The 19,987-nt window shown below is 37.8% G+C and carries 19 protein-coding genes; 7 read left to right on the top strand and 12 right to left on the bottom strand.

Going from position 1 to position 19,987, the window contains the following annotated elements:
• The first annotated feature begins 167 nt into the window (after nucleotides 1-167).
• The 5 genes from AW165_RS00505 to AW165_RS00525 all read left to right on the top strand — a co-directional run bounded on the left by AW165_RS00505 (nucleotide 168) and on the right by AW165_RS00525 (nucleotide 4,281).
• Complete coding sequence (locus tag AW165_RS00505) at nucleotides 168-1,040, top strand: MetQ/NlpA family ABC transporter substrate-binding protein (RefSeq protein WP_060464677.1); 873 nt, start codon at nucleotides 168-170, stop codon at nucleotides 1,038-1,040.
• Between the two features lie 75 nt (nucleotides 1,041-1,115).
• Nucleotides 1,116-2,141 (top strand): methionine ABC transporter ATP-binding protein, encoded by a 1,026-nt coding sequence (locus AW165_RS00510; RefSeq protein WP_060464678.1) that lies wholly within the window; start codon nucleotides 1,116-1,118, stop codon nucleotides 2,139-2,141.
• On the top strand, nucleotides 2,138-2,833 hold the full coding sequence (locus AW165_RS00515; protein ID WP_002119707.1) for a methionine ABC transporter permease: 696 nt from the start codon (nucleotides 2,138-2,140) through the stop codon (nucleotides 2,831-2,833). Before AW165_RS00510 ends, AW165_RS00515 begins: the two co-directional genes overlap by 4 nt.
• Nucleotides 2,834-2,984: 151 nt before the next feature.
• The gene (gene gloB, locus AW165_RS00520; protein WP_060464679.1) at nucleotides 2,985-3,716 is read left to right on the top strand and encodes a hydroxyacylglutathione hydrolase; all 732 of its coding nucleotides are present in this window, start codon (nucleotides 2,985-2,987) and stop codon (nucleotides 3,714-3,716) included.
• A gap of 361 nt (nucleotides 3,717-4,077) precedes the next feature.
• The gene (locus AW165_RS00525) at nucleotides 4,078-4,281 is read left to right on the top strand and encodes a hypothetical protein (RefSeq protein WP_002119766.1); all 204 of its coding nucleotides are present in this window, start codon (nucleotides 4,078-4,080) and stop codon (nucleotides 4,279-4,281) included.
• Between the two features lie 165 nt (nucleotides 4,282-4,446).
• On the opposite strand, the gene AW165_RS00530 is transcribed toward AW165_RS00525, so the two are convergent.
• Both AW165_RS00530 and AW165_RS00535 read right to left on the bottom strand, forming a co-directional pair.
• The gene (locus AW165_RS00530; protein WP_002119617.1) at nucleotides 4,447-5,745 is read right to left on the bottom strand and encodes a dicarboxylate/amino acid:cation symporter; all 1,299 of its coding nucleotides are present in this window, start codon (nucleotides 5,743-5,745) and stop codon (nucleotides 4,447-4,449) included.
• Nucleotides 5,746-6,202: 457 nt separating this feature from the next.
• Complete coding sequence (locus AW165_RS00535) at nucleotides 6,203-6,763, bottom strand: TetR/AcrR family transcriptional regulator (protein ID WP_014207150.1); 561 nt, start codon at nucleotides 6,761-6,763, stop codon at nucleotides 6,203-6,205.
• A gap of 137 nt (nucleotides 6,764-6,900) precedes the next feature.
• Between AW165_RS00535 and AW165_RS00540 the strand changes: the two genes are divergently transcribed.
• Nucleotides 6,901-8,103, top strand: coding sequence for an MFS transporter (locus AW165_RS00540; RefSeq protein WP_060464680.1), 1,203 nt, complete (start codon nucleotides 6,901-6,903; stop codon nucleotides 8,101-8,103).
• Between the two features lie 39 nt (nucleotides 8,104-8,142).
• Here AW165_RS00540 and AW165_RS00545 read toward each other — a convergent pair whose 3' ends face one another.
• From AW165_RS00545 to AW165_RS00565, 5 genes are all read right to left on the bottom strand, one after another.
• A complete protein-coding gene (locus AW165_RS00545) occupies nucleotides 8,143-9,294 on the bottom strand; it encodes a sterol desaturase family protein (RefSeq protein ID WP_060464681.1) in 1,152 nt (383 codons plus the stop codon).
• A 224-nt stretch (nucleotides 9,295-9,518) separates the two neighbouring features.
• Nucleotides 9,519-10,865: a PQQ-dependent sugar dehydrogenase gene (locus AW165_RS00550; protein ID WP_060464682.1), complete on the bottom strand. Its 1,347-nt coding sequence runs from the start codon at nucleotides 10,863-10,865 to the stop codon at nucleotides 9,519-9,521.
• A 172-nt stretch (nucleotides 10,866-11,037) separates the two neighbouring features.
• Entirely contained in the window at nucleotides 11,038-11,457 is a 420-nt protein-coding gene (locus tag AW165_RS00555) for a PH domain-containing protein (protein ID WP_017480817.1), read from the bottom strand.
• 66 nt (nucleotides 11,458-11,523) lie between these two features.
• On the bottom strand, nucleotides 11,524-13,353 hold the full coding sequence (locus tag AW165_RS00560) for a DUF1302 domain-containing protein (protein ID WP_081410502.1): 1,830 nt from the start codon (nucleotides 13,351-13,353) through the stop codon (nucleotides 11,524-11,526).
• A gap of 101 nt (nucleotides 13,354-13,454) precedes the next feature.
• Nucleotides 13,455-14,060 carry an RBBP9/YdeN family alpha/beta hydrolase gene (locus AW165_RS00565; protein ID WP_081410479.1) on the bottom strand — a complete coding sequence of 202 codons (606 nt, stop codon included), beginning with the start codon at nucleotides 14,058-14,060 and terminating at the stop codon, nucleotides 13,455-13,457.
• A gap of 290 nt (nucleotides 14,061-14,350) precedes the next feature.
• Between AW165_RS00565 and AW165_RS00570 the strand changes: the two genes are divergently transcribed.
• Nucleotides 14,351-15,361 (top strand): AraC family transcriptional regulator, encoded by a 1,011-nt coding sequence (locus AW165_RS00570; RefSeq protein ID WP_033847517.1) that lies wholly within the window; start codon nucleotides 14,351-14,353, stop codon nucleotides 15,359-15,361.
• 92 nt (nucleotides 15,362-15,453) lie between these two features.
• Here AW165_RS00570 and AW165_RS00575 read toward each other — a convergent pair whose 3' ends face one another.
• The 5 genes from AW165_RS00575 to AW165_RS00595 all read right to left on the bottom strand — a co-directional run bounded on the left by AW165_RS00575 (nucleotide 15,454) and on the right by AW165_RS00595 (nucleotide 19,951).
• The gene (locus AW165_RS00575; RefSeq protein WP_060464684.1) at nucleotides 15,454-16,464 is read right to left on the bottom strand and encodes a YeiH family protein; all 1,011 of its coding nucleotides are present in this window, start codon (nucleotides 16,462-16,464) and stop codon (nucleotides 15,454-15,456) included.
• Nucleotides 16,457-16,765: a Rieske (2Fe-2S) protein gene (locus AW165_RS00580; RefSeq protein WP_081410503.1), complete on the bottom strand. Its 309-nt coding sequence runs from the start codon at nucleotides 16,763-16,765 to the stop codon at nucleotides 16,457-16,459. The genes AW165_RS00575 and AW165_RS00580 overlap by 8 nt, the downstream gene beginning before the upstream one ends.
• Before the next feature lie 14 nt (nucleotides 16,766-16,779).
• The gene (locus AW165_RS00585; RefSeq protein WP_060464686.1) at nucleotides 16,780-17,436 is read right to left on the bottom strand and encodes a DsbA family oxidoreductase; all 657 of its coding nucleotides are present in this window, start codon (nucleotides 17,434-17,436) and stop codon (nucleotides 16,780-16,782) included.
• Nucleotides 17,433-18,782, bottom strand: a complete 1,350-nt coding sequence (locus AW165_RS00590; protein WP_060464687.1) for an MFS transporter — start codon at nucleotides 18,780-18,782, stop codon at nucleotides 17,433-17,435. Before AW165_RS00590 ends, AW165_RS00585 begins: the two co-directional genes overlap by 4 nt.
• Before the next feature lie 116 nt (nucleotides 18,783-18,898).
• Entirely contained in the window at nucleotides 18,899-19,951 is a 1,053-nt protein-coding gene (locus AW165_RS00595) for a 3-keto-5-aminohexanoate cleavage protein (RefSeq protein WP_060464688.1), read from the bottom strand.
• Nucleotides 19,952-19,987: the final 36 nt, after the last annotated feature.

Below are 19,987 nucleotides of genomic sequence, written 5' to 3' on the forward strand. Positions count from 1 at the left end.
TTGTTTATTAAACAATTACCCTCTGTTATAGCCAAAATATGCAAGCAAATTATGGAACCCCAGAAAAAGATCACAGAGTTTAGACTAGTTGTAATTCCAACTCCTCTCTTTTCATATTGATATAGATCAATCGTTATTGTTCTATATCTTAATCAGGACTTTTTTAAATGAAAAAGCTGATCAGCCTTTTTTTAAGCATGTCAGTAGTATTATTGACAGCATGTAGCAAACAAGAAAATGCTCAACAAGCCGAACAAAACAATGATAGTACCAAAGTACAAAAGGTAGTAATTGCCTCTACAGGTTCGGATGCTGAAATTTGGCGTTATATCGCAACTTTACCTGAAACCCAAGCTGCTGGCTTAAAGTTAGAAGTGAAAAACTTCTCAGACTCCGTTTCAATGAATACAGCAATTGCAAATAAAGAAGTAGATTTGAACGCATTCCAAGCTTATTCTTATCTTACTGCATTTAATAATTCAAACCCGGATAAGATTGCAGCGGTTTCTACCACTTATATTGAGCCAATGGGGATTTATTCAAGTAAATACAAAAAAATTGAAGAACTTCCTGAAGGTGCAATTATTTCAATCCCGGATGATGCTGCCAGCGAATCTCGTGCGCTACTCTTGTTACAAACTGCTGGCTTAATCAAGCTTAAAGCTGACTTTAATCCTATTCAGGGCAGTCCAATTGATGTTATCGAAAATCCTAAAAAGATCAACATCAAACCAATCAAAATGGAAACTGCATTACGTCTTAAAAATGAATTTGATGCAGTTGTATTAAATAATACCATAGCACTCGAGGGAGGTTTAAACGTACTCAAAGATTCTATGTTCTATGAACCTATTGATCAAATCTCAAAAATTAGTGTCAACGTTCTAGCAACTACTGAATCACGTAAAAATGATCCTGTCTTGCAAAAAGTTGGTAAGCTTTACCACAATGCAGCTGTTAAAAAATACATTGAAGAACACTTTGGTGGAACAAAAGTTGACGTAGACAAACCAATCAGCTATCTCTCAGAAGCTAAATAGTAATATAATAGCTGCAACGCGAAACAGGCAAAAACTCTTTGCCTGTTTTTTCTTTTCAGCATAGTTTTTGACGACATGATTCAATTTAAAAACATTTCAAAGCACTATCAGCTTAAAGGCCAAACCATACGAGCTCTGGACCAAATTAATTTGGAAATTCCTGAAGGGAGTATTTTTGGCATTATTGGCTATAGTGGTGCAGGTAAAAGTACTTTAATCCGCCTGATTAACTTACTTGAACGACCAAATGAAGGTCAGGTTATCATTAATCAAAAGGACTTCACTGCTTTGGATGCGCGTTCATTACGTCAGGAACGTGCAAATATTGGTATGATTTTTCAGCACTTCAATTTGTTACAAACCAAAACGGTTGCTGAAAATATCGAAATGCCAATGCGTCTGCTGAATTACAATAAAGCAGAACGTGAAAAGCGCTTAAATGAGTTATTGGAGTTCATTGATCTTAAGCATAAAAAAGATGCTTATCCTGATGAACTTTCTGGCGGCCAAAAGCAACGTGTCGGTATTGCTCGTGCTTTGGCAAATCATCCAAAAATTCTTTTGTGTGATGAAGCAACCTCTGCCCTAGACCCGCAAACAACCAAGTCTGTTTTAGAGTTACTCAAGAAAATCAATCAAGAGCAAAAAATCACAATCGTTATGGTAACCCATGAAATGGATGTCATTGAAACTGTTTGTGATCATGTAGCTGTGATGGAAGCTGGTAAAGTCATTGAACAAGGTTCAACGATTGATATCTTTAGTAATCCTCAACATCCGACGACTAAAAACTTTATTCAAACTGTGTTACATCAACAGTTGCCTGTGAATATTTTAAATCAACTCGAAAATCAGCATCACCATAGTATCTACTGTTTACAGTTTTTGGGCCGTTCTGCTCAAGAACCTGTAATTCAGTCACTTATTAAACAATATGATATTAGTTTAAATATCTTATTCGCCAACATGACTGAAATTAACGGTACTGTCATTGGTCAAATGTTTGTACAGCTTCTAGGTGAGCCACAGTTGATTAAGCAGGCTATCGAGTTTTTAGAAAAAAATGAAGTGAGTGTAGTTCAATCAGGAGATCAAGTATGAGAGATTTAATCGTACAGTGGTTAACTGAACTTACTCAACCTTTCTGGCACAGTTCTCTTTCAATTGACCAGTTTGTAACAGCTCTACAAGAAACATTTCACATGGTGTTTTTTGCGCTTTTATTTGGTGGTATTTGGGGTTTCATTCAAGGGGTTATCCTGCTTGTAACTCGCCCAGAAGGTATTTTGCCAAATAGATTCGTCTATCATTTACTCAACCCAATTGTAAATGCGTTACGCTCTCTCCCATTTATTATTTTACTTATTGCAGTGATTCCTCTTACCAAGTTATTGGTAGGTACTTCAATTGGTACATGGGCTGCGATTGTCCCTTTAACAATTTACGTTGGTCCATATATGGGACGTTTGATTGAAACTTCCCTACTCGAAGTAAATGAAGGAATTATTGAATCTGCTCAGGCGATGGGTGCTACACCTTGGCAAATTATTTACCGCTTTATTTTGCCAGAAGCACGCAGTTCACTCATTTTAAACCTCACAACAGCCACAATCAGTTTGATTGGTGCAACAGCAATGGCTGGTGCAGTTGGCGCAGGTGGTATTGGTGACTTAGCAATCTCTTATGGTTACCAACGTTTTGATACAAGCGTTGTAATTTTAACAGTAATTGTTCTATTGCTCTTAGTACAGATTGTACAGACGCTAGGTAACTGGCTCTCTAAGATCCGTTAAATTACTCATATAAAAAGCTCCCTAAATGGGGGCTTTTTTGTTTTATATACATCATTTTCATAAAAGGTTGAGTGAGTGGCTTAATACCATTTTCTGTTATTATCAAAAACAGTGATTACTTACTCTTTGGATTTGGTTTTAGGATAAAACAATGCGTTATAGAATTCATTTTATTGATGTACAGAATGCCCTCCAAAACTATATCTGGATTTTAGAAGATACTGAAACCCAAGAGGCTGTTGCAGTTGATCCAACAGAAGCTGATCTTGTGACCCAATTTTGTCAAAATCATCAACTCACTTTAAAACAAATCTGGCTCACTCATTGGCATAAAGACCATATCGGTGGTGTAGCAGATCTGACAACAGCTCAGAATATTACTGTCTATGGTCCACGTGATGAGCTCACAAAGATTCCGGGAATTACTCACCCCTTACAACATGACGATCATTTAAAATTTAATGATTTAAAAGTAGAGATTATCGCGACCCCAGGTCACACCTTAGGGCACATTGTGTATTTTATTGAAGAGTTAGAAGCTGTATTCTGCGGTGACACTTTGTTTGCAATGGGATGTGGACGATTATTTGAAGGTACGGCTGAACAAATGTATCACTCAATTAGTCGTTTAGCAGCGCTACCAACACAAACCAAAGTTTATTGTACGCATGAATACACGCTTTCAAATGCCGAATTTGCCTTAACGGTAGAACCGCATAACCATGCCTTATCTGAACGAGCTGAAAAAGTTCGTGAGCTACGTAAACAAGGATCAATCACTCTTCCGAGTACGATTGAACTAGAATTAGCCACCAATCCTTTTCTTCGTGCAGAAAGTGCTGAAGACTTTGCTCATTTACGTGCACTTAAAGATAACTTTTAAAGTTAAAGCTTCTTCTTTTAAGAGATACAGTTTCATTTTAAGAACTGTATCTTTTTGCATAGCGCACGTTGATCGTAATTATTTTTTACATTTACTTTCTTCATATTTATTCATCTTTTTAAAAATTCCCTCAAATTTATATTTTCTTAAAAACACGCCAATAAATAACCTATTAAGTAAAAAGTTTTTATTTTTTAGTTACATAACACCACCATATTTTTATAAAAATGAAAACTGTTCTTTCTCTATCTTACTTTTTTTACAAGTTGCAAAATAAAACAAAGTTTTCCCCCTTTAAAAAATCTAATTAAAACCCTATTAATAAATAAGATGTAATGCCACGGATAGAAGGAGTTCTCACGTGAAAAAGGTTGTTAAAGCTAAAAATTTGATTGCGTTTCGTATTTGGTTAGAAAAGTTAGGGTATTCAGTTAAAAATCTTGCTGATGGAAAAGGTTTTACTTTTAGTTTTAAAAAAGAATATGGTTTAGTGACCTGTGATTTAGCAGGTAATTCATTAGCGATGCAATTAGGTGAAGAGTTTGAGGATCACTTAAAAGCATAATTTTTTACGACTCGATTTTAATTACAGTATGGTCTTTTTTGAAAGATAAGTAATATTGCAGAACTTTAGAATGGTTTAATTAAAATATATTGTTAGATATTAAACAAAAAATCTGTAGCGGGGCTACTCTCCCAAATTGCCCTCAGCTACAGATTTTTTATAAGATTATTCTGCTTTAGGATTCTTTAAAGCTTTATCTAAAAGATCTTTATCTAAAGCTTTATCCCATCGTGCTACAACAATTGTTGCGCAAGCATTACCAACTAAATTTGTTAATGCACGGCACTCCGACATAAAACGGTCAATACCAAGAATTAAAGCCATACCTGCTACAGGAACCGCTGGTACAACCGATAGAGTGGCAGCCAGAGTAATAAAGCCTGCACCAGTCACCCCTGCTGCACCTTTAGAACTTACCATTGCCACAAGAAGCAATGCAATTTGTTCACTAATTGATAAGTCAACATTACACGCTTGTGCGATGAATAGAGCCGCCATAGTCATGTAGATATTTGTACCATCAAGGTTAAATGAATAACCTGTCGGAATCACCAAACCTACCACCGATTTTTCACAACCTGCTTTTTGCATTTTATCCATTAAAGATGGTAAAGCTGCTTCAGAAGAACTTGTTCCTAGAACCAACCAAAGTTCATCTTTGATATAACGGATTAAATGAATAATTGAGAAGCCATTGTAACGGGCTACAGCTCCTAGGATCACTATGACAAACAATACCGCTGTAATATAGAATGTCATAATTAATAGTAATAAATTACCAATTGACTCGATTCCATACGCACCGATGGTAAAAGCCATTGCACCAAAAGCACCGATTGGAGCCAGCTTCATTAACATACCAACAAGGTAAAAAACTGGAGCTGTTAAGTTATTTAAGAAGTCGGTAATTGGACGTGCACGGTCACCCAATGCAGCCAAAGAAATACCAAATAATACCGCCACAAACAGAACCTGCAAAATCTCGCCACCTGCCAGAGGGCTAACTAGAGTTTGCGGGATAATATTCATGAAGAAGTCAGTAATATTTGTTGCATGCGCCTTTTCAACGTAAGTATTTACTTTATCGTTGACTAAGGTAGCGGGGTCAATATTAAGACCTTTACCTGGTTGGATAATATTTGCCACAATCATACCAACCACAAGCGCCAAGCTTGAGAAGGTAAGGAAATAAAGCATCGCTTTACCAGTTACACGGCCGACTCGGCTCATGTTTGTCATACTGGCAATGCCTGTAACAACTGTTAAAAAGATGACGGGAGCAATAATCATTTTAACGATCTTGATGAATGCATCACCAAGCGGTTTTAAACTTTCGCCAAGTTCTGGGTAAAAATGACCAATTAAAATGCCCAAAATAATTGCAAAGATGACCTGTACATACAAAATTTGGTGAAACTTCTGTTTTTTCTGTACTGTTTCTTGGTCAAGGGTATTGAAATCCATTATCTAAATACCTTTTCGATGGGGATAAAAAAATAAAATATAAAGCGTGCACCACAAGCTGCTTTATCAAGGAAAAGCCATTGTAAAGAATAAAAAACGGCCTGTGTTATAAATTTAAAAAATGTCAAATTCAATAATCATTCAATAAATTATATAAAATGATTTTAATTTTCTAGTTTTAAAAAATAAAAAAACAACCAAAATTCGCTATAAAGCATTATTTAATCTTAATATTTTAAGTAAAAACATGCACAAAAATGGCTGTAGAAGTTTAATTGTCTTATACCAGCACAACATTTATTAAATAAATGATTTTATAAAAAACATGTAAATTATAAATTATGAAAATTTAGTTTAAAAATAATAAGAAAAATTGATATATAATTTTTTAACAAGATAAAGTGTCTCGTTCTTGTTAAAAAAATCTCACTAATAGGCTTTAATAAATTAATTCAAATTAGGGAGCGTTAAATAACCGTTCCAATAAAATGTGGACGTAATCTAAGCTTAAGGTACGTTCAGTGAATAAGATGCGAAATAGCATAGGGGCAATAACAGCTTCGATAATTTCTTCATTATTTATAGTGGGTTCATTACGCGATTTAGCTCTGGCTTGAATAATATCAAGTTGTTGAATAATTAAGGTTTCACATTTTCTTGCATTTGAAGAGTCGGCTGTATATAGCACATCACGCAATAATGTTTGACCAACTTCAGAAGAATACTCCTCAAAATATTGTTCAATCCATGCAGTGATATCTAGCTGAAATGAACCTAAATCTTTCGGTTCCATATCAGGTTTAAGTTCATTTAGGGCTACATCTGAAAATAGCTGATTAATATCGCCCCAACGGCGGTAAATTGTCGAAGGTGTTACTCCTGCCTCATGAGCGATCATAGGTATGGTAATTTGGCTCTGCTCTAAGGTTTTTTGAAGCTCTTTTACCGCTTGATGCACCGCAGTTTGAATTCTTTCACTACGACCACCAGGACGTAAGCCAGTAACAACTTTTGCCATTTATAAACTCTGTAAAGGGATCAAAAAATTTATAAATATTTATATCTATATACAAAATACACTAAAGCTAAGGATTTGCTTTAGTGTGAAAATAATGTATAAAAGCTAAATATTCGCTTTTATGTTATTCATCTTATATGAACAATTCAAGTTCAAAACGGTCTGGATCAGTTTTTCAGTTAGATAGTGCAAGTGCATTGACACTCAATACAATCACGCTCATGACCTTTATGGCGGCGTCTAGTGCACCGACTCCACTTTATCGTCTATACCAACAGCTTTGGCAATTTTCACCTGTCACTTTGACTTTAATTTTTGCAACTTATGCTTTTACTCTGCTGGGTTCATTACTGATTATTGGTTCTTTGTCTGACTATATTGGACGTCGTCCTGTCATTATTGCAGCCATTTTTCTGCAAATTATTTCGATGAGCTTTTTCTTATTTGCTTCAGATGTTTCGATGTTATTTATTGCACGGGGCTTACAAGGAATCGCAACAGGGCTTGCTGTCTCGGCTATAGGCGCAGCAATTTTAGATTTTAGTAAGCTTCAGGGTTCGCTTATTAATAGTATCGCACCAATGGTCGGCATGGCTGTTGGTATATTTCTAACTTGTTCTATTTTGCAATTCTCTGCCCAACCGTTACAGCTTGTTTTTGAATTTTTATGTCTTCTTCTTATTTGTGAACTCATTTTAAGTTTTTTTACCCCTGAAACAGCCCAAAAAAGATCAGGTGCACTTGCCTCTTTAAAACCCAATATGGCTATTCCCCCACAAACAAAAAGTGCTTTATTGAGTATTAGTCCTATTAATATTGCGCTTTGGATGGTCAGTGGTTTCTTCCTATCACTTATGCCTTCTTTACTGGCAAAAATTTTCCATACTTCATCTGCATGGCTAAACGGTATTATGTTTATGGCGCTAGCACTCTCAGGTGCGGCAGGTATATTAACGCTTAGAAAGTCGACAAATTATCGTATTTTATTAATAGGTACTCTTTCAATTGCTATTGGTTCAACTGTTTTATTTTTAGCAATTAATCTTACAAATGCAGTAGTTTTATTTCTTGGTTCTATTATTACGGGTGTGGGTTTTGGTACAGCTTTTATGGGCGCAATCCGCACAGTAATGCCGCTAGCTTTACCAGAAGAACGTGCAGGTCTTATGGCTGCATTTTTTGTTGAAAGTTATTTAGCATTTAGTATTCCTGCAATTTTAGCTGGCTATTTTGTTGGGAAAATTGGGCTAATGAGTACAGCAAATAGTTATATTTGTTTTATTATCCTACTATCGTTTGTTGCCCTTCTTTTGATTTTTAAAAACTTTAAAAGTAAATAAGCCTAAAAAAAATAGCCTCTATAGAGGCTATTTTTTATTTCATTGGTCACGCCAAGGTTTTAAAAATCGCTTTACATATTTTTTAAATGGCCATGTAAATTGTTTTATAAAACTATTTGGAATTTTATAACCCACCGTGCCATACACGCTTGCCAGATGATTTGGCATATATACACTTTTGAAGATGACATCATATAGAGGAATAAAAGCTGCGTAATTTTTATCAATCGCAGGTTTTTCTGAAGAGTGATGCCAATGGTGGAATTCTGGTGTAGCGATAATCCAGCGCAAATATGGAAAACGAAAACGCACATTGGAATGAATAAAAATAGCGTGAAACGAAATAAAGATTAAATAAGCAAAAACAGCTGAAGTATGAAAACCTAACAGGAAAATCGGTAAAGTCGCAATAAAGCGAGTCATGAGCACTTCAATGACATGCAAACGAGAAGAAGCTAACCAATCCATATATTCAGTTGAATGATGAATCGCGTGAAAGCGCCATAAGAAATTAACCTCATGCATGGCACGATGTAACCAATACACCGTAAAGTCGACCACGATGAGCAACTCAATAAATTGCAGCCAGATCGGCTGAGCTTGTACATAAGGTACAATTGGATTATCAGGTAGATGTGTAATCCAATATTGAATTGGCATAACTGTTAAAAAACTGAATAATTGGATTCCAATATGGCTGACCATGAAATATTTCATATCGGTCACCCACCCTACTCTTAATATTTTTTGTTCAGGATTTTTAGCAAAAAAGCCTTCAAGCGGAATAAAAATGAACGCTAAAATGAATAAGGTCAGTACAAAATAATCGATACCTGCATAAAACGGTACACTTGGCAAAACGGGTGCTTCAATTACACCACAGCCCAAAACTGCTGCTACAAGTGAAAAACACAGCCCGTAAAATCCATATCGGTTTTGACGGATAATGGCACTAAAAGCTCCAAAACCTGCACTAACAATAATGCCTGTGATGAGGCCATAATAAAAAAGATGATAGTGTTTTGCGTAAATAGGACGGAGTTCTGGGGTAGTTAATACACTGGGAAATAAAAAACATAATGCACCAAATAAGCAAAGTAAGCTGAGTGACATGGAAATAAAGGCGCTAATTTTCCCTAAACCTGCGTTAAGTTCTAAATTCTCAAATTTTGCTCTTAATTGATCGGTCATAATTCATATACAGTTCTTATTGTGTATAACGCGAATGCTATCAAAATTTAATAATAAATTGTAAAAAGAACCAGATTTAATTCAGACTAAAATAGATAGATAAAGGAAACTAACTAATTCACCAAATCTCGGGCAAATTAGTCAGTTATTTTAAAATATTTATTTATCTCATACCGTTGAAATAAAATAAAAATAATGAAGTCATGAAATGAGATTTAGACCATTTATTTTTTATATGGAGTCTCATAAGTCGTCTCTGCAACTGGCGAAACGCGCCAAATCGTATTGCCCACATCATCTGCAACTAACACGGCACCTGAGAAATCAATTGCTACACCTACAGGACGACCATACGCTTTACCTTGGTCGCTGAGGAATCCAGTCAAAATATCTTGCGGTGGACCAGAGGGCTGACCACTTCGAAATGGTACAAAAATGACTTTATAACCACTGTGAGGCTTCCGGTTCCAAGAACCATGTTGACCGATCAATGCCCCACCTCTAAATTGTGGTATCAGTTCGGCTGCATAAAATGCAAGGCCTAAAGAAGCCGTATGGTTACCTAGCGCATAGTCGGGTTTAATTGCACGAGCAACCATTTCAGGATTTTGCGGTTTTACTCGCACATCTACATGTTGACCATAGTAGCTATAAGGCCAACCATAAAAAGCACCGTCTTGAACCGATGTCATATAATCGGGTACTAGGTCACTACCAATTTCATCGCGCTCATTAACAACCGTCCAGAGTTTACCGCTTTGAGGTTGCCAAGCCATACCATTCGGATTACGCAGTCCTGTTGCAAATGGGCGTGACTGGCCACTTGCGATGTCAAACTCCGTAATTTGTGCTCGACCTTTTTCTTGATCTAAACCATTTTCAGCAACGTTACTGTTAGAACCAACGGTAATGTACAGCTTGGTTCCAGCTGGGTTAGCAATTACATTTTTTGTCCAATGATGGTTTAAGGCACCACCCGGTAAGTCCAATACTTTGGTTCCACTGGCTGTAATTTGAGTTTCTCCTTCTTGGTAAGGAAAACGCACCAGTGCATCCGTATTAGCGATATATAAGTTGTTACCGACCAATGCCATACCAAATGGAGAATTTAAGTTTTGAAGAAATACCGTTTTCTGATCGGCAACTCCGTCTCCATTAGTGTCACGAAATAAGCTAATACGGTTTGCACTTGGATGAGATGAGCCTGCTCGTCTCATCACAAAAGACATGATTTTACCTTTAATACCTTTGCTGTCTTCTGGTTTAGGCGGAGCATCTGTTTCGGCAACCAATACATCGCCATTTGGTAACACATAAAGCCAACGCGGATGCTCAAGTCCTTTGGCAAATGCTTTGACCTTTAAACCTTCTGCTGTTTTTGGCATTACCCCACTCGGCCAGCCTTCTGCTGGGGCTATATTAACGGTTGGTAATAGGCTTGATTTAGGCTCAGGAAGTTTTGGGTCTGGCCCATAACTATCAGTAATTGGATATTGAGAGGATGAAGCACATCCTGCAAGTACACATACAACCGTAATGCCTAAAGTTGGCTTCAAAAAATCGTTAAGCATCTTTTATCTCCATTTTATTTATTCGCAATAAATACAGGTTAATGCTTTAGAAGAGAGACTTATAGTTGATTTATTTAACTGTGCTGAGCATTACAGACCGTATTTTTCAAAAATCTAATACATAACTGAGTATTTATTAGGCACTTAATTTACTTTCTTCATTAACTATCAATTAGAACTTGGTCCCAGAACTATTGTTTAAAGTATTTAAAAAGCTCTCTTTATCTTTGGGCGAGATCATTACTGTAGCCATTCTTCCATCTTTCATATAATAAATTTTAAGTCGATCTAGCGATAATGCTGGAGAAGAAAGTGGATTATGGGTAGGTTCTATTTGAGTAATATCATTGATATTAATTTTCCATCGAAATACCAAGCTCTTAATGATTAATGTGTTGTTTTCTACTACGTAATACGTGTTAAAGACCGGAAGCCAAATAACCAAAATGACTAAACTATAAATGACGAGGTGTGGAAAATTTGAAGCTAAAGAATAATGATAATTTGCTTCATAAATTTTCATAACGATATTGGCAGTGATCACAACAAATATTAATAAAAGCCACCAATCAATTTTTGATCTAAATTTCAAAGTTATCCTCCACGTATAAATATCATTTATAACGAGCCTTTCTATATTTTTTATAAAATAATTGAACTAAAAATTAGCTTTAAATGTTAATGATACAAAATCTCGATCATCTATCGTGCTAAATTCATTAGAACCAAAAAAGTTATTATAGGCAATCTCTGTTGTATATTTTTGCTGATAAGTCATAGATAACGCCGCAGTTACACTCATTTGCCCTTCTTGAAAGTTTTGGCTATACCCATAAACATCGTGTCTAAAACTAAGACTTGGCGTAATCACGGTAGAAGGTAAAATATCTTGGTAATTTAATGCTCCACGTAATCGGTAGCCAAATGACCATTCATTAAAAAAACCGTTTTTATTACAAAAGCGTTCATTTAAATTGTCTATTTCTGCATTGGTAAGATGGGCTGTACCATACGGCGTACATTTAAAGTCGCCTGTTTCAGGATTATAAGCACCTGTTGAAAGCTCACTACGGCCAAATGCACCAGTCCGACCAATCCGATGATTACCAATATCTGCAATATGGTTTAAGGCAAACTCTGTAGACCATGTCATCGAATTCGCGCCCCAAATATTGAATATGCTATCAGTTGCTCCAACCGAAAATTGTGTTACGGGTAAACGTACATATCCTTGGATATATTGACCCAATCCAACAGTTTTTCCCGGCGGCGCAAATGGTGTTCCTTCCAATAGCACTTGAGCATAGACAATGTCTGTGCCGTTTAGCTGCAAAGGTTGATTAGGTTTGTGGGTTAATTCACTAAAAATGGTTGTTGTTCCAACTTTCCCAGACAGACTTAATCCAAACATTTTGATATTTTCAGGATAGATAGAAAAATAACTTGCGCTATTAAAATGTTCGGGTCCTGCTGCTGTTACAGCCGTTCCATCAAAGTTTGCATTACGGCTATGGTAGTTCGCATAGTAAATACCTAACTCAGCATTATTTAAACTGGCTAATGTCTGTTTTAAAGCAATACCATATTGGCCATTATCCTTTGCTTTTCTACTTTCTGCACGTGGAATATAGGTACGTAAACGAATTGCGGTATCTGATAATTTATCTCCACCTCCAGCAATCAGAACTGGACCTGCGTTTTCGGGGACAAAGTCTGAAATCTCAAAAAAAGTTCCGTTACCATCAACAACTGAAGGTCTAAATTTAAATTGATAGAACCCTTCTATTTTCAAATTTTTATTAATGCTTGTGTCGAACGAAAACATTTCGGTTGGAATGATTCTTTCTTTTGCATCACCACCCGGTCGGTTAATTGCAGCAAAATCAAAAGCACTCACCGAATTTAAACCGTTTTGAAAAAACTGAGATTTCCCCCAATTTAAAGTCTGTTTGCCTAATTTTAAATTGATGCTTTTTCCATCGTCTAATTCACAATCTTTCCATATATAGGCATTCCATAAATCGATACCTTTGAACTTTGCGAGCCTTGGCCACGCTGAATCATTAAAAGGTTTAAAGTCTCCTTGCCCTGTCTCATAGGCATGGTCATACCAGTATTTAGTGCTAATAACCGCACCCTGCTGTTTTCCATTTAGCTTAACTTCAGTTATGCCTCTGATGATCTGTGAAATGGCATCATATTTACTAAAATTCATACGCCCATCATCACCATTTACATCAATGCTAGCGCCTTGTTTGCCTATTTCGTTTGTATCTGGCCGATAAAGTAATGAAACGGATGGATCTTGCGTACTCCAACTGGCTCCTAAGCTTAATGTCGTTTTTGTATTAACCTTCCAGTCTTTATCAATATCAAAACTGGCTGTATTTGCTTTAGACATAAATAAAATTAGGCTTAATGAAACACCTATTTTTTGAATATATAAAACGTGATTATTTCTTTGTTTTAAATAGACGTAATGACCCATCATATTATCTCCCTATAAATATGATTTTTTTATTTATTGCTTATTACTCAAAGCCATCCATTGGCTTTTAAATGGTTTACATAAGCAGGTATTTTTTTGCACTAGGCTGGTTGTTCGACCTGATCTAACTGTTGAATGAATTGTTCAGCTAAAGGCCAATAGCCAAAGCCAGATGCAGGGTTTAAATGTCCCACTTCACCTAAATTTACGAGTCGACTACCCCACTTTTCTGCCATTTCACTGACAGCTTCATAACGAGCTAAATGGTCATTGGTGCTTGCAACCAAAATGCTGGGAAAAGGTAGTTCTTGATCTGGTAAAGGACTCCATCCTTCTTGATGAAGTACAGTTGGGCTTGGATAATTTTCTGGCCAGCTTTCGTTTAAGTCAGGTGGAGCCACAAGTAGAGCTCCTTGAATTGGTCGTTGATATTTTGCAGCCCAGTGTATTGTCATCAGCACACCAGCGCTGTGTGCGACCAAAATGACAGGCCCTTGTATTTGTTCGAGTTGTGCCTGAATAGCAGCAACTCTATTTTCACAATTGAGTTTATTAGTTTCTACAGGTGGTACAGAGCGAACCTTTGCTAGCTTTGTTTCTAAGATCGTTTGCCAATGCTCGGGAACATGATCGCGTAACCCCGGAATAATTAAAATTGTTGCTTTGGTTTGTATTTTTTCCATTTCGACGCCTGTGAATTTTGCCATCTAGGATGCATAAGAATTTTTATAAAACTCTATTCACAATAAAGGCTCATTTCAGTTAATGGTGTACATAAGGCGTCACGGACTTTTCATTTGACGACACATCTTTTTAAAATTTCGTAAATTAATTAAAATAGTTTTTGTAATTACAAATGCATTAAGAGAACAGCTTTAAAATTAAATCGACATCATGATTAGGCGCTTAAATAAAAGCTTTTGTAATGTGGATATTTTAGTTATAACTAGATATGAGCTGTAAGGAATATGGCTGATTAAGAACAGGAGATAATAAAATGGTGCCTCTTGCGCATACCGCCTCTTTAAAAAATTATTTGGCAGTTGCTCAGCAATTAGATCTAAATCCCTACCATTTATTATCACGTGTTGGGCTTAGCCAAACTCAATTGAATGATCTTAAACAACGTATTCCTGTAGATAAAGCCATTACCTTGCTTGAAGACTCAGCCCAAATGAGTAATTGCGATGTTTTCGGTTTACATATGGCAGAGCAACGCGAAATCGCGGATTTTGGTGAACTGAGCTTATTATTAAGCTACCAATATACCTTGAGAGAAGCGCTACAAACGATTGTTCGTTATAGGAATTTACTCAATAACTCACTTGAAATATATATAGAAGAAATTGACGATACAGTAGTTATTCGAGAAGAAGTTGTGACAACAACTTGCGGATATAGTCGCCAAGCGACGGAACTTGCTTTAGGAATCACCCATCGTTTTTGTGCAGCACTCATGATGCAAAAATGGCGGCCGTTAAGTGTACACTTCACTCATAACTCGCCTAGTGATTTAACTTTGCATCGGCGGATTTTTGGCTGTGCACTAGAGTTTGGCAGTGACTTTAATGGCATTGTTTGTACAGCAGCCGAACTTGATACAACAAACCCTCAAGCAAATCTGGCGATGGCTAACCATGCACAGCGTTATTTAGATATTTTGCAGAATAGTAATGAATCGACCATGATTTTTGATATTCGTAAAAGTATTTATCTTCTTTTGCCAATGGGCCGCGCTACGATTGATCAAGTCGCTCAAACACATGGTATTCACGTGCGGACTTTACAGCGTCGATTAGAAGAAGCTCAGACGAGTTTTAGTGATTTAATGAATGAAGTACGCAAAGATCTCGTATTTCGTTATTTAAAAAATCTAAATTATTCACTTGCTCAAGTGTCTGATATTTTAGGTTACTCAATGCCGAGTTCTTTTACCCGTTGGTTCATTAGCCAATTTGGTATGTCACCGAATATGTGGCGTAGTCACAATAAAGCCCTGCTCAATTAATTTCTCTTTATGTGAAGCCAAATGAAGTCATTTAAAATATAAGGAAGCTGGAGAACCATTCCACAGCTTCCTTAAAAATCTAATTTTTAAAATTAAAACCACAAGCGCATAAGCCCAAGAACCAATATCACTAAAAAGATGCTTTCACCGATCATTAAAAGAATCGGTTTAATGCCGACCGATGCTAATTCTTTTAACTGAGTTTTCATCCCTAAAGCACTAATTGCAATGACTAAAAACCAGCGTGATAAATCATTGATTCCATTTTGAACCATCGCTGGTACCCATCCTGTACTGTTAATACAAGCGAGTAGTAAAAAGCCAACGGCAAACCAAGGCAGCAATGGTGGCCGCTCCCCTGTTGAATCTGCACCTTGCATACGGGTAATCATGGCTGCACAAACAATTACTGGAAGCAGCATTGCCACACGCATGAGCTTAACTACAGTCGCTGTATCACCTGTTTGAGTGGACATGCTATAACCAGCGCCGACCACTTGCGCCACATCGTGAATCGTAGCACCAAGAAACACACCAGCCGCTTGTGGCGATAACTCTAGCCACTTCGCAATCATCGGATAGACAATCATTGCAAAGGTTGAAAGTGCCGACACGCCAATCACGGTAAACAAAGTCGCCTTTTCTTTTTGCGGATGATTTGGAAAAGCAGCCGATAGCGCCAGTGCGGCTGAGGCACCGCAGATTGCCGTTGATCCACCAGTGAGCATGCCAAATAGTTTTTGGAAGCCTAAAATTTTAGCGGCAATAACAGAAACTGTAATTGTGACAACAACCAAAGTGATAACTAACGCAACTGGTTGCCAACCTAGTGCGGTAATTTGTCCTAAAGTTATACGCATGCCGAGTAACGCGATGCCCATCCGCAGCACACTACGTGCGGTAAACTCGATACCTGCCTTACATTTACTTTCAGCAGCTAAAAAATTCACGCTCATGCCGAGCAGTAGTGCAAATAGCATAACTGGCGCGCCATAGTGCTCTGATAAGAAACAGGCGGCCGCTGCAACGACCGAACTGACCACAAAGCCTGGTGCTAATTCTCTTGTACGCTGGGAAAAATTTTTCAAAACTAAACTACTCATGATTTTCCCCACAACCCATCACAATAAATACTTTGTCCTCGATCACTTCTATGGGATAGGTTGCAACTTTGAGATGAGCAGAATTAACTAAACAGCCATTTGTTAAATCAAAGCGTAGACCATGGGCACAGCACTGAATCACTCGTCCTTCTAGACGTCCACTAAATAGCGATGCGCCCTGATGAGGACAGCTGTCATCGATCGCATAAAATTGAGTCGCAATGTTAAATAGTGCGAGAGTTTTATCTCCAATTTTTAAAAAAGCCCGCTCACCTGAATTGGGAATTTTTTCAAAAGGCACTTCAAATCGGTTGGTCATATCAACTCTCCTTGTGCCAGCATTGCCTCTTGCATCGCTTGATAAAGTGCATCTGCTGACTGCGCGCCCACTAAGGCAGAAGCCCTATCAAAAATAAAGTAAGGCACGCCATTACCTCCTGTACTTGCAGAGATAAAATCTTGATGATCTTGAATAAGTAAATCTTTGATAAGCTCAGGTGAGAAGCCACAACGTTTCGCGATTTTGTATAAAGTAGTGGTATTTCCGATGTCTAACCCATCATAAAAATATGCAGCAAAGAGTTGTTCTAACAATGCATTACACTGCTCAGGAGTTCCTATCTTTAAAGCTTTATCAAATAAGCGATGAGCTTTGGCCGTATTTGGCATCCGTTTAATTTGATCAAAATCGATCTTAAGCCCAACTTTATTTGCAGCTTTATTGACTTGTTCTTGTCTCATACGAACTGCTGTCACGCTACCTAACCGTTTCAAATAAAACGTTTGAAAAGGTACCCCTTCAATTGCCAAGTCGGGTATGAGCTGAACACCTCGCCAGCGCACGATAACTTTGACTTTGGGGTGAAGCTGATAAAATCTATTTATAGCGATCAGTAACTGACGTTTTCCGATCAAACACCAAGGACAAATAAAGTCAAAAAATACATCAATATGTAATTGCCGAATCATCATTTGTTATTCATCCCGCATTTTTGTATTTGGTTATCTGAATGATTTTTAAGCTCAGTTATTACTTGCTGCTCAAAGCGTGAGATATCTTTGTGATAATGGCGTTTGGCATAAAAAAATACGGCTGCAGCTGCAATACTGACCAACGGCATGAGTTGAAATGCGCTGTGTAAACCAATCACATCAGATACTTTGCCAACCACCAAAGGACCAAGCGCTAAACCAAGAAAATTGTTAGCTAAAGTGAGTGTTGCAAATGCAGAGCCATGAACTGAGTTATGTGTGAGATTGGCCACCATGGCACTAGATGGCCCATTGGTTCCTAGGGCAATAAACATTCCTAAGCAGATGAGAAGTAACTGATTAAGTCCCGCAGGCGCAGCAAAAGCAATTAATAAAAGAACACAACCGAGCAAGCAGTATGTAATCGCTAAACTGACCTTACGATCTGGACAGTTACGGCCCAAATAATCACACAACATGCCGCATAGAATTGTGCCTACTGCACTACATAGCAAAATGATCGCTGCCATTACGCCTGCTTTGTCGGTACTCATGCCGTAATAGCGATTGAGATAACTCGGCATCCAGACAATCACTGTGCCACCAACAAATAATTGCAGACCACTACCAATGTAAGTGGCAATGACTGAACGACTTGAATATAAAGTTTTTAAAGGGCTTTTTATGTGCTGGGTTTTACTACGAATTTTATTTTGAGGTGTTGCGTTTATTCTGTTTTCTTTCACTAAAATTGGATATAGAAAAGCCAAAATGAGACCAAATAAAGCAATGCCTCCAAAAGCCCAACGCCAACCGAAATGCTGTGCGAGTACACCACCTAAAGCCACACCCAAAAACGAGCCAAATACGCCACCCGCCATAAAAGCACTGGCAAGTGTTGCACGCATTTCTCGTGGAAAAACAGCCACAACCACTGCTATTCCAACGCTGCCATAAGCAGCCTCACCCACACCAACCATAAAACGAGCAATAAACATCTGCTCATAATTTTCAGCAAGCGCACATCCTAAAGTCGCTAAACTCCATAACGTCGCCATAATGGCCAAGCTTTTAACTCGTCCAAAACGGTCTGCCATTAAAGACAACGGCAGAGTCAATAAACCCACCATTAACGCCACAATGCCACTGAGCAAACCTAACTGGCTATCGCTGAGCAACCACTCATTTTTAAGTAAAGGAAAAACTGCGTTTAAGACTTGTCGTGACATGTAATCTGAAATGAGCAGACCAAATGTCAAAGCAAAAACAAGCCATGCATAACGACGAGGTATACTGATTGACGTATCAACATCGCTCATCTGATCTGAATACTGATGTGCATTCATACGACCTCCTTGTATTTTTATAATTTCTATTTAGCTAGTGCAGCAACGCACTTTTAAAATCAAAATGAATAAGCTGCACTACAATTGAGGTCTAAATTCCGTTAGACCCTGTCACATTATTTACGCTGCGGCACGCCCTTTTGCCCAGCTTTACGGTTGGGTGCCATACCATTTGCGATTAGGGTTTCTTCAATACTGTTGTATTGCACCCCAATACGATAAATTTCACGGGCTTCTTTTCCTGAGGCAATTTCACGGCCTAGTTCATGAGCGATTCGAACGGTTTGCTTAATTTGCTCTACAGATGAAAAACGACGTCCATGATGATCAATGATCGTGTCTTCATTACCTACACGCGCATGTAAACCCATTGCCATCGACATGGTGTTAAAAGGCAACACATTTTTGAGTAGAGATTCTGATGTCAAAGTACACCCATCAGGTACACGATGAATAAAATTAAAGAAATTAAATGGATTTGGACCATCAAAACCACCGCCGATTCCAATCCAAGTTAAGTTTAACGGCCCCATGTACAATCCTTTACGTACCATACGTTCTAACGTCTCAAGGCCATGCATACCCGTTAACTGAAAGTGCGGTTGAATATTGTTTTTACATAAGCGCTTGATGTGTTCAGTGACCCATGCAGGACCTGCTGGCACAGTCATCTCTGCATATGCTGCCTGAGTCGCAGGATGTGCCAATGAAGTCCCTTCTAAATATTCAGGATAGAGCAATTCCATAATATTCATTTGTGTGGTGTTAATTGCCACCGTAACCTGATCGGGCTTTGGAGTGAGTTCAGCCAACATATGTCGAGTGTCATCACTTAGCCATAGAGCCGCTTCACCTTCACTCTCTGGTGCAAATGAAATCGAACCACCCACCTGAATAATCATGTCAGGCACAGCCTCACGAACACCTGCGATAAGCTCATTAAACTTTGACAAGCGTTTAGAGCCTTTGCCATCAAGCTCACGGACATGTAAATGCAGCACCGTCGCGCCCGCTTCATAGCACTCAACCGCTTTTTGTATTTGCTCATCCATGGTCACTGGAATATCTTCGGGAAAGTCTTCTGGCATCCATTCGGGACCATACGGTGCAACCGTGATTACTACTTTTTCCATATTTTCTGGGTGCATTGAGTCGTCAAAGAATTGCATGTGCATCTCCTGATATATTTATAGAATTTTCATTTA

Origin of the sequence: Acinetobacter sp. LMB-5 (assembly GCF_001541635.1) — a bacterium.
GTDB classification, from domain to species: domain Bacteria; phylum Pseudomonadota; class Gammaproteobacteria; order Pseudomonadales; family Moraxellaceae; genus Acinetobacter; species Acinetobacter pittii.

Excerpts from the sequence above, each read along its gene's own strand:
- AW165_RS00505 (WP_060464677.1), top strand. The coding sequence starts at position 168 with ATGAAAAAGCTGATCAGCCTTTTTTTAAGCATGTCAGTAGTATTATTG.
- AW165_RS00510 (WP_060464678.1), top strand. The coding sequence starts at position 1,116 with ATGATTCAATTTAAAAACATTTCAAAGCACTATCAGCTTAAAGGCCAA.
- AW165_RS00515 (WP_002119707.1), top strand. The coding sequence starts at position 2,138 with ATGAGAGATTTAATCGTACAGTGGTTAACTGAACTTACTCAACCTTTC.
- gloB (WP_060464679.1), top strand. The coding sequence starts at position 2,985 with ATGCGTTATAGAATTCATTTTATTGATGTACAGAATGCCCTCCAAAAC.
- AW165_RS00530 (WP_002119617.1), bottom strand. The coding sequence starts at position 5,745 with ATGGATTTCAATACCCTTGACCAAGAAACAGTACAGAAAAAACAGAAG.
- AW165_RS00535 (WP_014207150.1), bottom strand. The coding sequence starts at position 6,763 with ATGGCAAAAGTTGTTACTGGCTTACGTCCTGGTGGTCGTAGTGAAAGA.
- AW165_RS00540 (WP_060464680.1), top strand. The coding sequence starts at position 6,901 with ATGAACAATTCAAGTTCAAAACGGTCTGGATCAGTTTTTCAGTTAGAT.
- AW165_RS00545 (WP_060464681.1), bottom strand. The coding sequence starts at position 9,294 with ATGACCGATCAATTAAGAGCAAAATTTGAGAATTTAGAACTTAACGCA.
- AW165_RS00550 (WP_060464682.1), bottom strand. The coding sequence starts at position 10,865 with ATGCTTAACGATTTTTTGAAGCCAACTTTAGGCATTACGGTTGTATGT.
- AW165_RS00560 (WP_081410502.1), bottom strand. The coding sequence starts at position 13,353 with ATGGGTCATTACGTCTATTTAAAACAAAGAAATAATCACGTTTTATAT.
- AW165_RS00565 (WP_081410479.1), bottom strand. The coding sequence starts at position 14,060 with ATGGCAAAATTCACAGGCGTCGAAATGGAAAAAATACAAACCAAAGCA.
- AW165_RS00570 (WP_033847517.1), top strand. The coding sequence starts at position 14,351 with ATGGTGCCTCTTGCGCATACCGCCTCTTTAAAAAATTATTTGGCAGTT.
- AW165_RS00575 (WP_060464684.1), bottom strand. The coding sequence starts at position 16,464 with ATGAGTAGTTTAGTTTTGAAAAATTTTTCCCAGCGTACAAGAGAATTA.
- AW165_RS00585 (WP_060464686.1), bottom strand. The coding sequence starts at position 17,436 with ATGATGATTCGGCAATTACATATTGATGTATTTTTTGACTTTATTTGT.
- AW165_RS00590 (WP_060464687.1), bottom strand. The coding sequence starts at position 18,782 with ATGAATGCACATCAGTATTCAGATCAGATGAGCGATGTTGATACGTCA.
- AW165_RS00595 (WP_060464688.1), bottom strand. The coding sequence starts at position 19,951 with ATGCAATTCTTTGACGACTCAATGCACCCAGAAAATATGGAAAAAGTA.